At 64.0% G+C, this 15,749-nt stretch carries 14 protein-coding genes; 11 read left to right on the top strand and 3 right to left on the bottom strand.

The annotated features are described in order from the left end of the window. Positions 1 to 53: 53 nt before the first annotated feature. From WKC72_RS39075 to WKC72_RS39095, 5 genes are all read left to right on the top strand, one after another. Entirely contained in the window at positions 54 to 2,177 is a 2,124-nt protein-coding gene (locus WKC72_RS39075) for a hypothetical protein (RefSeq protein ID WP_370185164.1), read from the top strand. Further along, a complete protein-coding gene (locus WKC72_RS39080) occupies positions 2,177 to 3,016 on the top strand; it encodes a hypothetical protein (RefSeq protein ID WP_370185165.1) in 840 nt (279 codons plus the stop codon). The genes WKC72_RS39075 and WKC72_RS39080 overlap by 1 nt, the downstream gene beginning before the upstream one ends. Next, entirely contained in the window at positions 3,013 to 4,596 is a 1,584-nt protein-coding gene (locus WKC72_RS39085; protein WP_370185167.1) for a peptidoglycan DD-metalloendopeptidase family protein, read from the top strand. Before WKC72_RS39080 ends, WKC72_RS39085 begins: the two co-directional genes overlap by 4 nt. A 61-nt stretch (positions 4,597 to 4,657) precedes the next feature. Further along, positions 4,658 to 5,245, top strand: a complete 588-nt coding sequence (locus WKC72_RS39090) for a hypothetical protein (protein WP_370185169.1) — start codon at positions 4,658 to 4,660, stop codon at positions 5,243 to 5,245. 279 nt (positions 5,246 to 5,524) lie between these two features. Next, positions 5,525 to 5,962 carry a hypothetical protein gene (locus WKC72_RS39095; protein WP_370185170.1) on the top strand — a complete coding sequence of 146 codons (438 nt, stop codon included), beginning with the start codon at positions 5,525 to 5,527 and terminating at the stop codon, positions 5,960 to 5,962. Between the two features lie 362 nt (positions 5,963 to 6,324). Here WKC72_RS39095 and fabG read toward each other — a convergent pair whose 3' ends face one another. The 3 genes from fabG to WKC72_RS39110 form a co-directional block, all read right to left on the bottom strand. Next, positions 6,325 to 7,050: a 3-oxoacyl-ACP reductase FabG gene (gene fabG, locus WKC72_RS39100; RefSeq protein ID WP_037203227.1), complete on the bottom strand. Its 726-nt coding sequence runs from the start codon at positions 7,048 to 7,050 to the stop codon at positions 6,325 to 6,327. A 26-nt stretch (positions 7,051 to 7,076) separates the two neighbouring features. Beyond that, a complete protein-coding gene (locus tag WKC72_RS39105; protein WP_370185172.1) occupies positions 7,077 to 8,033 on the bottom strand; it encodes a hypothetical protein in 957 nt (318 codons plus the stop codon). 432 nt (positions 8,034 to 8,465) lie between these two features. Beyond that, a complete protein-coding gene (locus WKC72_RS39110; protein WP_370185174.1) occupies positions 8,466 to 8,912 on the bottom strand; it encodes a helix-turn-helix domain-containing protein in 447 nt (148 codons plus the stop codon). Between the two features lie 467 nt (positions 8,913 to 9,379). Between WKC72_RS39110 and WKC72_RS39115 the strand changes: the two genes are divergently transcribed. The 6 genes from WKC72_RS39115 to WKC72_RS39140 all read left to right on the top strand — a co-directional run bounded on the left by WKC72_RS39115 (position 9,380) and on the right by WKC72_RS39140 (position 15,561). Next, positions 9,380 to 9,913 (top strand): hypothetical protein, encoded by a 534-nt coding sequence (locus tag WKC72_RS39115; protein ID WP_370185176.1) that lies wholly within the window; start codon positions 9,380 to 9,382, stop codon positions 9,911 to 9,913. Continuing rightward, on the top strand, positions 9,910 to 10,434 hold the full coding sequence (locus tag WKC72_RS39120; RefSeq protein WP_370185178.1) for a hypothetical protein: 525 nt from the start codon (positions 9,910 to 9,912) through the stop codon (positions 10,432 to 10,434). Before WKC72_RS39115 ends, WKC72_RS39120 begins: the two co-directional genes overlap by 4 nt. Next, positions 10,431 to 10,736, top strand: a complete 306-nt coding sequence (locus WKC72_RS39125; RefSeq protein WP_370185180.1) for a hypothetical protein — start codon at positions 10,431 to 10,433, stop codon at positions 10,734 to 10,736. Before WKC72_RS39120 ends, WKC72_RS39125 begins: the two co-directional genes overlap by 4 nt. 232 nt (positions 10,737 to 10,968) lie before the next feature. Next, entirely contained in the window at positions 10,969 to 11,226 is a 258-nt protein-coding gene (locus WKC72_RS39130; protein WP_005245100.1) for a hypothetical protein, read from the top strand. A 2,050-nt stretch (positions 11,227 to 13,276) separates the two neighbouring features. After that, positions 13,277 to 13,861, top strand: coding sequence for a hypothetical protein (locus WKC72_RS39135; RefSeq protein WP_011600540.1), 585 nt, complete (start codon positions 13,277 to 13,279; stop codon positions 13,859 to 13,861). A 413-nt stretch (positions 13,862 to 14,274) separates the two neighbouring features. Continuing rightward, complete coding sequence (locus WKC72_RS39140) at positions 14,275 to 15,561, top strand: hypothetical protein (RefSeq protein WP_370185183.1); 1,287 nt, start codon at positions 14,275 to 14,277, stop codon at positions 15,559 to 15,561. Positions 15,562 to 15,749: the final 188 nt, after the last annotated feature.

The raw sequence follows: 15,749 nt of genomic DNA on the forward strand, positions 1-15,749 counted from the left end.
CCCGTCTCCCCCGCGTGGCCACCGCTACTGAGGGAGATCGTCTCAGGCGCTATGTGAGCATCTGGGCGCGGTTTGCGGTCGTGCTGGCACTGGCGCTGGCACCGGTGATCACTCCCGGCGGCCCGGTCGCCGCCGCCGACGGGTTCGACTGCAAGGACGTGCCGCGCCCGGAGTTCCCCAACGACGTGTTCGAGACGTACTTCGACGCCACCAGCGCCGACCGGACACCGATGCCCGAAGGCGGCGGCCCAGGCTCGACCGGCTATCAGTCCTACGGCTGGGCGGGGCTGAACTGGTCCACCTACGACCTCGGCTGCGGCAACGACCTCGTCCGCGCCCCCGACGCCGTCGGTGACACCGGACTCGGCAACATGTTCATGACCATCGGCAAGTCGCTCGCGGCGGCCGCATTCTGGCTCGACGACCAGACCAAGACCGGCCAGCAAGCCGCCGAAGACGGCGTCGGCTCCGCGCTCGAGAACTTCGACCGCATCCTCAACTCCATCGTCACCGGAATGTCCGGCGTATACGGAATCTGGCTCGGACTCGGCCTGACCGTGGCCTCAACGATCATCCTGTGGAAGGCATTCAAGGCGGACGCCGCGGGGGTCACCAAGACCGCAGGCGTCGCGGCCGCCGCACTGACATTGGGCGCATTGATGGTCGGGGCGCCGCAGAAAGCCATCGACATCGCCGACGGCACCTTCGGGGCGGTGATCACCGAAACCCAGGACGAGATCTTCTCGGTCTCGTTCGGCAACGGAGACGGCGCCGGAACTCTCGCCGGCGGCGAAACCGACCCGCGGAACGTGCTGCTCGACAAGATCTTCCTCGAGGACTGGCGCAAGGGGTGGTTCGGCACGAACTACGACCCCCAGGACGCCGCGGGCTTGGGTCCGAAGCTGCGAGATGCACTGGCATTCAGCTATGCCGAACAGCGAGCGGTCGCCGACGACCCGAACGCACAAAGCGAGCTGGCCGATCAGAAGGCCGACAAGTTCCGCGAGATCGTCGCGTCCCTGGAAAAGGACCACAAGCTCTCATATCACCAGTTCCAGGGCAAAGAATCCGGCCGGTCCACGACCGGATTCATGGCAATGATCAAACTGGGCTTGCCCTCGATCCTGTGGATCGGCGCATCGCTCCTCAAGCTCACCGCCCTGCTGGCCATCCGGTTGGCAATCCTGTTCGCACCGGTGTGGGTGCCGATCGCCATCGCCCACGGCGGGCTGCTCGCCCGGGCATTCCGGATGCTCGCCTCTGCCTACCTGTGGGGGGTTGCCGGCGCTGTCATTGTGGCGCTGTACCTGATGATGGTGGTGCAGCTCTACGTCACCAGCAACGGAGCCGTCGACGGCAGCTGGCGCCTGTGGTTCATGGTGTTGCTATCTGTCGTGTGCTGGTCAGCCATGCGCCCGTTCAAGCGGATGACGCAGACCTTCACCCAGAACAACGCGAGCATGGTCAACCGCAAGGCCCGCGGCGCCCAGAAGTCGATGAAGCGCAAGCTGTTCGAGGCCGGAAGCTTCGTCGCCGGCGGTCCCGCCTCGGCGATCGCTGAGAAGGCCGCGGAGCGGTTCGCCCGGCGCGGTGGCCGCGACCTCGACGACAACGACACCTCGGTCACCCCGGTACGCCCGGAAGGCCGGGGCCTGAACAACCGGCGCCGCCAAGAACTTGCCGAATCCCGCGCCGGAGCCCGCAAGAACCTGCTCAGCCAGCAACTCGGTCGCGGTGACCGCTTGGGCTCGGCCAGGGACACCGAGGACCGCGACGCCCGTATCGCAGGGATCGCGGCCGGGGCCAGCAGCGACATAGCCAAGGGCCGAAACAAGCTCAGCGACCGCGACACCGACCGCGCCCTGCTGGCCGGTACCTCCGCGTGGCGACGTCTCGACAAGGACGAAGCCGAGGCCCAGAAGCAGGAACGGCGCGCACGTCGGGAACTGGCCACCGCCTCGGTCGGGCAACGCTGGGACGGTGGACTCGGCTCGGCCATCGCACCGATGCGGGTCTACACCTCCCACCGCGGCACCGCCGCGTCTGACGGCACCGCGTCGGTGGCGAACTCGGCGCCGCGCCAGCGCGTGCGGAGCCAGCAGTCCCACGCGCGGCTATGGGACGCCTCGCTCCGCAATCAGTCCACCTCCCCCCGGAACACGGACAGGTACAACTGATGACATCCTCTGGCCCCAACCCCGTCCTCGCTCCGATCCGCCGATGGGTGCTCTATTCACGCGCCAACCTGGCAATCACCGTCGTGTCGGCGATCCTGGGACTGTTCATCATCGGCATGGTCTTCGGCGAGCAGAAGCCGGCCACAAACACTGCGAAGACCGCCGCGCCCGCCGCCTCGAGCACCACGTCGGCAAAGGTGGAGCCCATCAGCTACGAGCTGACTCCGGTCCGCGAGTCCGAAGTGGCCGGCAAACCGGCATACAAGGTGGCCGCCACCGCCACTGCCACCGCGATGGCGTACGCACACGCATACGTCGACACCTCGCCTTCGGATACGAAGTGGGCCGAGGTGATCGCCCGATACACCTCCACCCAACCGGGCGACACGTTGCTGGCGGCAAGGCCGCAAACCATGGTGGCTATCACCGGTCCGACAGCCAGCGAACTGATCAACGCAGAAGGTGGCACACGCAAGGCTGAGGTGACGATCCCGACGCAGGCCGGGAACCTCCGAGTGACGCTCATCGTCGAAGACACCACCGGCGGCGAACAGCGTTGGGTGGTCGACACTCCCCTGCCGACACTCGACATGTCCGAGGTGGCGATGCTCGCGCCAGACACCACTGATCGTCCCGGCCCGAACTCCTCGACACCAACTCCGAACACAACCACTCCGGAACCGACCACCCCGACTGCGGCCCCCACGACGACTCCGCAGGCCAGCGAGGACACCGAAGAGCTCCCGAGCCAGAAGCCGACCCCCTCCCCCGCCCCAGTCCCGGTCCCCGGACCGATCCCTCTCCCCGAACTCGACACGCCACTCCCAGGGGCGTTGTGACCGTCAGCCGCGCCGCACGGGTGCTGCTGATGACCGGGTCGCTCGCAGTCGTACTCGGCACATCGGCGTGCTCGTTCTCCGGAATCCCGGTAATCCCGAAAGATCACTGCAAGACCGTTCCGGCCGACTCCTCCGAGGCCGACATTCGTGCCGACGGTCAAGCCGGCCCCCTCACCCCGTCCGGACCGATCCGCATACCGGTCGAGCCCGGCACCACCCAGTTCACCTCCGGATTCGGTGAACGATGGGGCGCCCTACACCAGGGTGTCGACCTGGCCGGCCCCGTCGGCACGAAGATCCTCGCCGCGCTCGACGGCATTGTCGTCAAGTCAGGAACTGCCAGCGGATTCGGACACTGGATCGTCATCGACAGCAACGTCGACGGGAAGCCCGTCTCCACGGTCTATGGCCACATGTTCGCGGACGGCTTACATGTGCGTGAAGGCCAGCAAGTGCGCTCCGGTGATCACATCGCCGACATCGGAAACGACGGCGGGAGCACCGGTCCGCATCTGCACTTCGAGTACTGGGAAGGCGGCCGACTCCAGGGCGGCACCGCGGTTGATCCGCAGACCAAGCTCGGCGATCTGAACGCACAGGCCGGCGGTGCTCCCGCAGCCCCGCACAGCGGCGACAACGTGCAGCTCGCCGCCGCATCACGATCGACAGCGGACTGCGCCGGCTTCGGCATCGCCGGTGCCGGCGAACTAGCCTCCGGCATCGTTCCGCCCGAGTTCGAGGAACCGATCCGCAAGGCCGGTGGTGTGTGCCCGGAGATCGACTCCCCGCTGATCGCCGCGCAGCTCGAGCAGGAGAACGGATTCCGCTGGGGCGCGGGCGCACCGGTCTCATCCACTGGGGCGATGGGCCCGGCCCAGTTCATGCCCGGAACCTGGGCGACTTGGGGCAAGGACTACGACGGGGACGGCAAGGCCGACCCAAACTCGATCGATGACGCGGTGCTCTCCCAAGCCCACTTCATGTGCGCGCTCCACCAGGACGTCACCGGCATGATCGGCGCAGGAAAGGCCACCGGGGACCCGGTCGAGCTGACGCTCGCCGCGTACAACGCCGGCCCCGGCGCAGTGCAGCAGTACGGCGGCATTCCTCCGTATCCCGAAACGCAGCACTACGTTCCCAAGATCATGAAGGCCCGGGCAAAGTTCACGAACCCAAACTCGACCGGACGATTCATTCCCAGCCAGTCGGCCAACGGACAGGTCGTCAACGCGGCCCGCGAGTACCTCGGCACCCCGTATGTGTGGGGTGGTGGCGGTACCGGCGGCCCATCCGGTGGCGGGTTCGATTGCTCAGGTTTGACCAGCTACGCCGTGTTCGCTGCCAGCGGAGGTAAGACCACGCTCCCCCGCACCTCGGAGCAGCAGTGGACGGTAGGCGTCGAGATCCCGATCAACGACGCTCAACCCGGCGATCTCGTCTTCGGCTCGTGGGGCCCGGGTGGCCCCGGCCATGTCGGCATCTTTGCCGGCAACGGCCAAATGGTTCACGCCCCAACCACCGGCGACGTCGTCAATGTGGCGCCGTTGCAATCGGGGATGAAGGCCCGGCGAATGACCTAACCAGGGGACATGCCATCTATGCAGGTCAAACCACATATTCGCGGACAGAAAGGAACTGGAGATGACGGTTCGTAAGGTCCTAGTCGTTCTCTTCCTGACTATAACGGCCGGTCTTCTCGTATACCTGCAGTTCGCTCGCGACGACCGAGACGACCCGGACGCGGGCGCCCCGCCGCCAACCACAAGCAGCCACCCAACGACAACGAGTGCCACCGTCGCACCAGAGGACACGACCCCACAGCAATCGCCCGGCACCCGCGCGGCCGAAGATGCGGCCCGTCAAGGCTTGACGGTGGCATTCACCTGGAACCCGGCAACTGACGGTTCCCCTTCCGATGCATATGCCCGCGCCCACCCATGGTTTACCGAGGCATTCTCTGCCCGCACGATCGTCGACGGCGGCCCTGAGCACGGGCCCGGCATTCAGTGGGACCAGTGGGCGAACCAGGGCACCAAAGTGGTTGCCAACGTCGACCTTGGCTGTTCGGGATGCCCACCAGACTCCGACACCGTCGTCCACCGTGTCGCCACCATTTCTCAAACCGCCATCGTCGGCGACCAGACCGAAAAGGTCACTCCCGACACCAACGTGTGGATCACGCTTACCCGAAACAACGAACGCTGGCTCATCGACAACATCCGCTACTGACCACCGACATGCTCCGGCAACGCTCGCGGCCGGCCCTCAAGAAACACGAGACAGGCGGTAGGCGTTGGGTTTTACCACCAGGGATATGCTATCTTCCCAGGTCAGTGGACTGGCTTATGTTCTGCATCAGGGGATTTCACTCCCCACCGTTGATCGGGAAGGGCTGAGATGAGGAAATCCACACTCGCTGCGGCAACCGTCACGGCGGTCGGTCTATCCCTGGCAGCCTGCTCCAGCTCGGAGCCCGAGACGGGCAACGCCGGAACGGTTTCCCCACCCGTGGACACGTCGGTCAAAGACCAATGGGAGGACGCGATCTCCATCGGGGTCGGCAACAAGCAGGGCAACGGCCTCGTCACCCAGTCTGCGGCTGACCAGGTCACCGCGCGCTGCATCCATGACGGTGACAACCTCAAGATCGAGTTCACGGCGCCGGACGGTTGGCAGGCGATGCTCACGCACGGCTCTCAGATCGTGAAGGTGAAGAACGACGATCTCGGCTACCCCGAGCACGACTTCGAGACCAGAGAAGGGATCATCGAGGCGACTCAGCCTAAGAAGGATGAGCCCAACCGCTTTTCGATGGGCGTCACCTGGGACAAGCCCGGGCCCGGCGAGGTCGAGGTCCAACTCGAGGACGAGACACCCCCACATTGGGTGGTCGACTCGCCGTACAAGGAATTCGCGATGTACGCCCACATCACCTGCGCAAGTTGACACCTTCCCGACATCCATCTGTCAGGGACGTGTCATCTGCACTGATCAACACCAGTTTGCTCGCTTCGCTTCTCCAACTACAAGTACCCGAGGAGACCTCGATGGCATTCCACACTCAGTACGGACCCTCACGCCCTGCGCCGCCGATCACCGGACGACCACGTCCCCAAAGCGCCGCGCAGCCGCAGGATGGTCCGTCAACGACCGAGATGATCCATTCCAGGATCTTCAGCGACTTCCGCCCGGACCGGTCATCTCACCGAAGCTGATTGCATTTTCCCCGGACGCAGAAGGCTGGGGCACTTCCGAGGAAGGGCCCCAGCCTCAGGGACGTGTCGTCTATGCAGTTCAGATACTAAATTTCAGTGCCCCATACCGATGCCACCGTCGACATTGATGACGGTTCCGGTGATGTATGCAGCACCCGGGCTCAGCAGGAATGCCGCGGTGGCAGCGACCTCTTCCGGCTTGCCGAACCGGCCCAGAGGAATGTGCGACAGCGCCGTCTCGACGACTTTGTCGCTGACCGCCGCGGCCATGTCGGTCTCAGTGAAGCCGGGAGCGATCACATTGGCCGTGATGCCACGGGAGCCGAGTTCGCGGGCCAGCGAGCGGGTGATACCGACGACGCCGGCCTTGGCCGCGGTGTAGTTCACCTGACCTGGCATGCCCGAAAGGCCGCTGGCCGAGCCGATGACCACGATGCGGCCGGCACGGTGCTTGAGCATGTTGCGAGTCGCTCGCTTGGTGACCCGGAAGACGCCGGTCAGGTTGGTGTCGACCACGCGGATGAACTGCTCGCTGCTCATGCGCATCACGAGGGTGTCGTCGGTGATGCCGGCGTTGGCGACGACGCCTTCGATGGGACCGTCTTCGGTCTCGACATGGGTGAACGCGCGGTCGACCGAGTCGTCATCGGTCACATCGCATTCGACGCCGTGGACGCCGTCCGGTACGGCGGAACCACGGTGCGTGCCCCACACGGTGTGCCCCTCTTTAACGAGATGGCTGGCGATCGCGGCGCCGATTCCTCGGTTGGCTCCGGTGACGAGGACGCGCAAGGGTTTACCTCCAGGTAGTGATTTCATCGTTCGGAAAGATGTAGTGGGAAATATCAGACCGGTGCCGGAACTGCGTCTTCCTCGACCAGCAGGATGATGGCGACCGGGTCGCCATGCTTCTCACGCGCCGAGTGCAGCGCAAAGGTCGACGCTATGAAGCGCTCGCCGTTGATTTCAAGCTTCTGGTCAGATGGCGTCTGGCCGTCGGTTCGGGTCAACTCGTCGAGATTGACTTGCTCCATGACCTGCGTGATCCGATCCTCCCCGAGCGGCGCGAGACGGCCGATCGTGGTCAGCGGGATCTTGTCTCGGGCTTCGACGAGAAGCAGCGTGGCGTTGCTGAACCGGATGAGGGACGAGATATTGGCTTCCAGCTCACGGTGTTCGATCTTGAGTGTGAGACCGTAGAGATGCCGCTGGTTGCCCTCATTGGTGACGCGTAGGCGGCAGCTCGACCACATATGGACGTACTCTTCGCCGCCGGGACGCAGGCTCCAGTAGCTCTGGATGAGATCGCCGTCGTCACCGGTCAAGGCGTCGTAGTAGCCGCCGACCATCGAAAAGGCGTCCTCAGGGTTGAGCCAGGTGAAGAGGTGTTGGACATGGCGTTCCTCGCCGGACTGCCGGCCGTCCCCGATCATGCCGGGATCGTCGCCGCTCGTGCGCGTGGTCTTTGCCGTCATATCCAGGACCCAGGCGTTGTAGATCGGGCGCGGATCCGGCTTGCGAGTTCCCACCCAGAGAATCAGTCCCACGGGTGTGCCGTCGGCCGCGTCGATCTGATGTGTCTCGACATTCAGCCCTTCAACCGCCGGAATGGATCGCCCGTCGAGAGTCGCTTCCACTACCGCGCGCACGACTGCCTCCCCGGCCCTGTCGAGACCGAGTTCGCTCGCACATCGCTTCAGCCGACGGGCGACCCGCTCTCCCGCCGCCGAGTGGATGAACACTTCCCCTGTATGCCGGGTGCCGATGATATCGACAGCCAGCCACATCCCCTGGATAGCCATTGCCTCAGCATATGGGAGGTACCCGTTGACATTTCGCGGTGCCTGGCTAATCCTCGACGGTTCGATAACAGGTTCTCGGTTGCTCTGAAATAGCCCGGCCTCCAGGTTCCGTGACCCGCAGCGGCTTTCCATCGTTTCGTCTTGCACATGCGTTACACCGGTTGGTATGTTTTCCGCTGCGACTGAGGGTGCAGGGCACTCTCGGACCGCGAGCACCGACCGGTGAGCGATTCCTGGTTGGAAGCAGATGGCCCGCGCGGCAAGCGCGTTGGGTCCGCTTTCAGCTACGCAGAATCAGGGGAACCGGTAATGCTTACTCTCACTTCACCTCTCGGCGGTAACTCGTCGGCCGCTATCACCGCGCACCCAGTTTCGCCACCCAGCTCGCCACCGAAGGCCTGGCCGGAGTCGTCAGCGGCTCCGCTTCATCGGTCAGGCGGGCGTACCCGGTGGGCGGCTTCGCGCGCGTTCATACGACTCACGCAGCTCGCGGCCCGTGATTCCGAGGGCGGCGGACAGCTTCGCGGCAACGTCCTCGGTGAGGCGAGCCTCGCCGCGCTCGATCGCCCCGACCATCGTTGTACTGATGCCAGCCTTGACGCCGAGCTCCGGCTGGGTGAGGCCGAGGAGAATGCGCCAGTCACCGGGGTATCGCCCCTCGGACGGGACGATGACGAGGTCCGACACCTGGAGGCCGAGCCCGCGCACCACCTTCGCCAGGTGGTCGATCTGCGGAGATCGGGCGCCGGTCTCCCACCGGCCGATCGCGGTCTCGGTGACATCGGAAATGCGCGCGAGGTCTCCGCGCGACATGCCCGCTTTCTCCCGCGCCGCCTTGAGGCGCGTCGGGACGAAGCCGCGGATTACTTTTCGAGACACGAGCCGGGCTCTCCGTGCGACAGGGTGACCTTCATTGCTAGACACCATGCGCCTCCAGATATAGGCTCGACACACCGTCCTTCAATAACGGTACGGTTTATCGGTACATCATTGCTCACACCGGGGAGGATGAGCCACCAGAACAAATGAGAAATCCCCTGGTCGTTAGCACCGACCAGGGGATCCCGCAGCCAAACCGACTGTTAGCCGCAGCCGGAAGAGCCGAGAAGTCAAGGGTTAGCCGCCCTCACTTCGAATGCAGAAATGGACCCTCTGCCATGAATACGTTAGTTGGCGCGTCAACTACGCGCCCAGCGCCTCCTGAGATTGAGACCGATCCGCGACGCGTACTCGCTATGCATAAGCGAGTAGACGGGAAATGCTCCGGGTGCGGATACGTCGGCACCCAGAGCCAACCGCTATGTTCCGCAGCCGCTCGAGCACTGCGTGTACTCGCCGACCGCGGCATGCGGTCGACCCACGTTCGAGCGCTCGCCGACCACTCGGACGAGCAGCTGTTAAGGCTGGCCGACGAGCACACCGGCAATCATCGGTGCCCTCGCTGCGGCTTCGTGTACTCCGCGACCGTCCGATTCTGCCCCACCTATCGCCGGATTCGAAATGTTCTTGAGTCCCGGCTACTCATGCACGTCACCCCCAGCTCGTCCCCCACTCGCGGTCTCTGCGCTGGGAAGGGGTCCGACTGGACGGTCAAGGACATCGATCTCCCGTCGTGGCGGAAGGCCATGGATATCTGCTCTGAATGCCCGCTCCTGACGAAGTGCCGGAAGGAACTAAACATCCAACTCGATTCCGGCCAACGCCCCCTGGAGCAGATCATCGCGGGCCTGCTGTTCACCACTACCGGACGAGCCGTCACCCGCGCCGAGCTCAACGAGTATGCGATCCGCCGCGGCCGCAGTGCCCGCACCAAATGCCCCGCCGCACCATCTCGACGACTCTCATCAAGTGCAGCCAAGACTTGCGAGGTCGCGGCATGACGTCACTCACCGACCGGGTCTATCTGATGGCCAGCGGACAAGCACTGACCCCTGCCACCGAAGGGCCAGCGGAGATTCGCTGGAACTGGTTCGCAGATCTATACGCCAACCCACGCTGGGGCCTCGGCACCATCCCGGGCTTCAGTGCATCGGCAGCACACACCGTGGCCGAACTCTGTCGGGCAACGTCTATCGACTGGTCAGCGGGTGCTGACTCAGTTGCAGACCAGGTCAGCGCGCTTAAAGCACGCTGGCAGGTCATCGATTGCATTGCGACGATCAAGGGCGGCCGCGCACGATCCGAGGCCGCCGACTACGCCTGGGCTGCAGTGTCGGATTCCGCTATCGACGCCTGCGACTATCTGGCCGGCATCGAGTTCAGCGGTGCCGAGACCGTCTCCTGCGCGTTCTGGGCGCAACTCGCCACTCGACCCTCCGATGTCGCGGAGGCCCGCATCAACGCCGCTATCGATGCCTGGGAGGCCTGTTTTCAGGGTTCGGCGACAGGAGTCGCAGCATGACCGCCGTCGGTGCTGTCGACTTCCTCGGGCGCCGGTGGGAACTCGTCCCGATGCAGGATGTCATCTGCGCCAGGATCGTTTCGGACGGCGTCGCGACACCTACCGTGCTTTCCGAGCAACTTCTCGCCAAGTGCGGTCCTCTGGTGATCTCAGCTGAGGCGCTGACCCTGAGTGTGGGCGCCCGAGAGAAGCTTGTCGATGTCATCGACTTGGTCGTGACGGATCCTGAAACGGCTTCCCTTGAGCAGATCCGTGAGGTCGCTTCGCTCGCCCGTCTACTTCTCCACCGACATCCCGCGTAGCAGTACAGGTTCAGCGCGCTTCAGAGCAGGGCAGATCGGTCCCGATCACCCAATCTTGTCGCGCCTGCTGGAAGCAGGCTTGCTTGAACCCCCGCGGCCACATCCATTCAATCCTGACCCACCGATTCGTGCACGAAAGGCAGCCACCTGTGATGACCACTTCAGTCACATGCGACACACCGAAGAGTGCGGGTTACCCGTATCGGTTACAGGTTCGATCTAGGGTTTCCTCATGGCACAGCACAACAAGGGCCCCCGCGGGCAAATCGCTACCCGCGCGCCCCTCAGACACCACAAGGTTTACGAGAGTCGGGCAGCCGAACTCGGCATCCCTGCTGGCGACTACTCCGTGCTTATCCTCGCCATCACGCACGGACTGGACATCCCGGATTACATCAGCGAGAAAATTCGACCGGAACAACTCCGGCTACTTGAAATCGAAGCTGCAGGGTCGCTGCATCGCATCGAGCAATTGGCGATGGGCGCATGAACGATACCTGAACACGGAACAACCCCCAGGGCTTGGCGGCGTCGGGGGTTGTCCGTGTATGAAATTTCGGGACCTTACCAGCTCCCTGACCACCACTACCTCGAAAGGAAGAGGCGGTGCTTACTCCATGATAACGCACGGCCGCAACTCTGCCCTGCCTGCGAACCTCCAGTCAGTCACGTGTCTGTCTCAACGAGACCACGTGCCGGCTACGACACTCCCGCACGGGCGAGACCCTTTCGACGGCGCTACACCTGTGTTGGCCTACCAGGGCGCCTATTACGCGACGGAATCTGCGGGTTCTGATCTGCGACTTCCGGTGCTGCGTATGCGCGTACCGGCCCTTCCAGCGGAGGAGGGCGGTGGGCCTGGCGACTAGCGGATCGGAACTACCTCGATAGCTAATTCAAGAGCAGCGGTACCACCCAAAAGGGACCCCCGGGCGGGGGTGGGTTTAGTCAATGAATCCCGCTGGGAGGACTGGCAGGTCCTCCCGTCTAGGGCGATCGTCTGGCAGGACGGTCATTCCCTGAGGTGAGAAGAAGAAGTGTGCAGCCTCTTCGACTCGGTACTGCATTCCCCGAAGGGATTACCTGTGCTACTAGGTACGTCCCAGGGTAACGCATACCCTGATGCCCTTTCCACGGTTGAACATTCCGATTTCGGCGTGTCGTGGGATAAATCACACTCGCCGGTTCCCCAAACCACGCAACCGGCGACGCAACCACTTCAGACGCCGTGGATTGACGAGCTGCGACAACTCAATACGGATACCGATCAGCGCGGCAAATCTTGGACGCTGCCCGTCAATCCCGGCCAAGAAGCAAGCATCCCGATCTGGACAAGTCGCGACGGATGGATGCGACAGGTCCGGTACGCAGTCACCAAGACCGCCGCCGGACGCGCCGCAGCCGCCCGACACAGGATCGGCGTCGAAAGTATGGTCGCCGTCGCTGCCGTGCACGCGTCGTCAGCCGACTCGAAAACTGGGCGCCGCGTTACTGCCACCGTCCAGAATCTCGCCGCCCGCGCTGGTGTGTCTGAATCGGTGGTCAAACGAGGTCGCCGCGTGCTGAAAGCACTACACCTCGGCTTCGAGCTGGTACGGGGCCGCACCCTGACTACGCGTGAATTCCAAGCTGCAGAAGTCCACCACGGTGGGCGTCAGCACCGCGCTGCGAGCGTATGGGCTCTATCCTCCCCACCTGACCTCGTCGCAGCCACCCCCGCTCCCCCACAACCAAAAAAGCGCGGCAGCTCCCCCCGCAGGACACACCGCGCGGCGAAGCACGCTCGCCACACCACCCCGACGGGTTCGAATCCCAATCCCCAAGCCCGCGACCGTGACCGTGACCCCCTATCTTTGAGTGGTTTTTCCCCGAAGGGGATCTCTTGTAGAGAAGTAATCACCAAACGCGCGGGCGCGCGCGAGAGCCAACCCTCATCCTCGAATCAGACGAACCCGCGCCCGATAAATCTCCAACGAGCCGCCTCTGCCCTGGTCGCCGCAGCTCCAGTCGTCGCACCCAGCGGTCACATCGGCGCGGTGTGCGACGTCATCGATCGCGCAGGAATCGACACCACCCGCTGGACAGGACGGGATATCGCCCAAGCTTTGACCGCTGACACCGTCTCGCGAGGTGAGCTCTGGCCAGACACTGTTCGCTCGCCGATCGGATATCTGACCTGGCGTTTGTCCAGAATCGACTGGTCGGGCCTCTCCCCCAGCGAGCAACGCGCCGCAGAGGCTGCGCACAGCGCACAGCGCAGGGCTGAGCGTGACGCCGAACGCGAACGATCCCGTCGCGCAGCGGCGTCGCCTGAGCACCGAAAAGCGCTCATGGAACAGATCCGCGCCACCCTGGCACCCCAAAGGCAGGCGGCGTAACCATGCCCATCGATCCTCGGCGCACCATGCACATAGGGCAACGCTGGTCGGACCGGCCGCGGACGATCACCACCGCGCCGAGCGAGGTACCACTCCCCACCGAGTCTCGGCCATATACTGCGGCAATCATCGTGGCCGACTCGCACAGAACGGAGTGCGCTCGTGGGTAAGAAGAACACCGTGTCCCGATCGACCCAACGCCACCCACGGGTCTATGTCAGCCGAGTCCAGGCGCCTCCCCGCATCAGCCGCAACGCAGACTCGATCCGCGAGCGTCTCCGCAACGGCGCCAAAACAGTCGTGGTTGACACTGCAGGTCAGCTAATCGAACTCGACGACAAAACCTTCGCATCGGCCGGCGACGAGTGGACCTTGCGGTTTACCGCTGGATCGCAGGCACGGATTCATCTCGACTCACCACTACCCGCGACCGCGCACATCGTCGCCACTGACGCGACGACCGTGGAAGTCACCGGGCAAGTTCATGTCTGGGCCTACACACACGCGACGGTTACTGCCTTCGACCAGTGCCGCGTTGTAGCTCATAATCACGCATTCATCAGAGCGTGTGACCACTCGGTTGTGTGGGCCGACGACAACGTCGTTGTCCACGCCTACGACGAGGCCACGGTCCAGGCTAGAGATCACGCGATTCTCGCCCTTTCCGATGAGGCACGCGCAGTCGTGGAAACCGCAGTCGTGGTTCGCGGTCCAGCTCGCAAGAACGTCACTATGAGGGACACATGATGCCTGAGCGTGGGCAGACGCAACTCTGACACCGCACCACCTGCCCACCAGCAGTTCCGAGATGGCCTCGTACGCCTGGTAATCGAAGTCGACCCTCTCGCACAGCAGGCGGTTCACCCCCCCATCTTCGTGGATGAAGACTTTTCAACGGCGCACGACCCCAGCGGTCGCGCTCAACGGGCACCGCGTCCTCCCCGGCTATTCGGCAGCCAAGTAACGCTGACCTAGTGTTGCTAGCAATGCGAGCTAGCAACACTAGGTAGTTCTGGCTATTGCGAATAGTTAGGCGAGCGTTGATACCCGGGGCTACCTACGGTTTCTGTCACGTGACGGCAGATATGGACGTCGCCGAAATCTCACCGGACGGCGCGTCGTGATGGCGCCGTGGTCGATGTCTGTGGTGGACTGCGGATATGCCCAAGAGCCGTGGCCGCCGCAAGGGCGGCAAAAGCCGACCCGTTCGCCGTGCTCCTCGGCAACTTCACCCAGCCGATCTTCTGCTGCTCGACGCCCGGCAACTCCTCGAAATCGACGATGTGCTCACCGCCGAGACCTGGGCCAGCGGGTGGCTCGGCGAGGCGTGGTCGATGGCGGCACTGACCGAACACGAACCCGAGCACCTACTGTGCATGCAGGTCACCGGCCGAGCATGCTCCACACCGTCCCCGCACTCGCTGGCCGCGGTCGACGCGCTCGCGCGGGTCGCACCTGCGGCCGACCTTTCCATGCTGACCGACACCCTCGGCATCTTGGCCGAAACCCAACCACTGCCGGCCTGGCACACCGTCGCGGCGTGGACTCCGACCGCAGCGTGGCGCGCGGTCGACGTGTACGAGAGCGAACGGGTCCTGTTCATTGACTACGACGGACCGCACCCACACACATTGATGGCGAATATCTACCAGGTCGGCGGGCTGATGATCGACAAGCTTGCTCTCTTGAATCCTGGCGCAGCCACCACGTGGGACCAGCTGCGCGAGCCCGACGAGGCACCGATGCCGCTCCAGTCGGTCCCGGTCGCCGAGGTGCTCGCCGATCTCGCGCACGCGTTACGCACCACCGACATGACCTGGCCCCGCACCGCCGACGAGGACTTTTGCGATCACCGGGCGCTGGCATGGTCCCGCTGCCGGAACTACCTGCCAGAATGGCCCGAACACGTCGGACTTCCCGAGCAATGGCGCCGCCAACTGGTCGAGGACTTCCTCAACGACATCGGAAGCGACGACGAGGTGAGCCGGTCGCTGGCAGAGCTGTTCCTGGACTACGGCGACGGCTACATAGGCGCCGGACCGCTGTGCTGGAGCCCGGGCGAGGTGATGCTGCTGCTCACCGATTGGCTTCCCCGCAAAGCAGTCCTCGACGCCGACCAACGCAACGCACTGCCCTTCGTGTTGCGCCGATGGCTGACCTTCGCGCTGACCCAACAGGAGATCGACCGCCAATGGATCAGCCGCGTCGTTGATGCTGTAGACACCTTCCTACCGAGTTCCATGACGCATTCGACGATGAAACTACCTGGGGCCCGGCCAAACAGGTGGCCGCAGCGCTCATCGAGCGAGGCGTCGACCTTACCGACCGCCAAGCGGTCGACGACGGCATTCGGCAACTCAACGCCGAACAACTCGCCCACCGATTACTGCCCTGAACCGTCGGCTCTGTGCACACCTGATTCACACGTCCTGCCGCTTCCTTCTTAACCCGGGGGAATGCTTCTCTGCGACGCGCTGTCCAGCGAATGTGCGCTCGTTGCGAAAGCGATGTAACCCACGGTGCGATGCTAGTCATGCTACGTAGCGTTGCTAGAGACGCTAGATAGCAAAGTAACGCTATTGCAGAGATCTCGATTAGCTATGCGAGGTTTGAGTCCCCTCGGGTGGTGTAAATC

This window comes from Rhodococcus wratislaviensis, assembly GCF_041228765.1.
Classification (GTDB): domain Bacteria; phylum Actinomycetota; class Actinomycetes; order Mycobacteriales; family Mycobacteriaceae; genus Rhodococcus_F; species Rhodococcus_F wratislaviensis.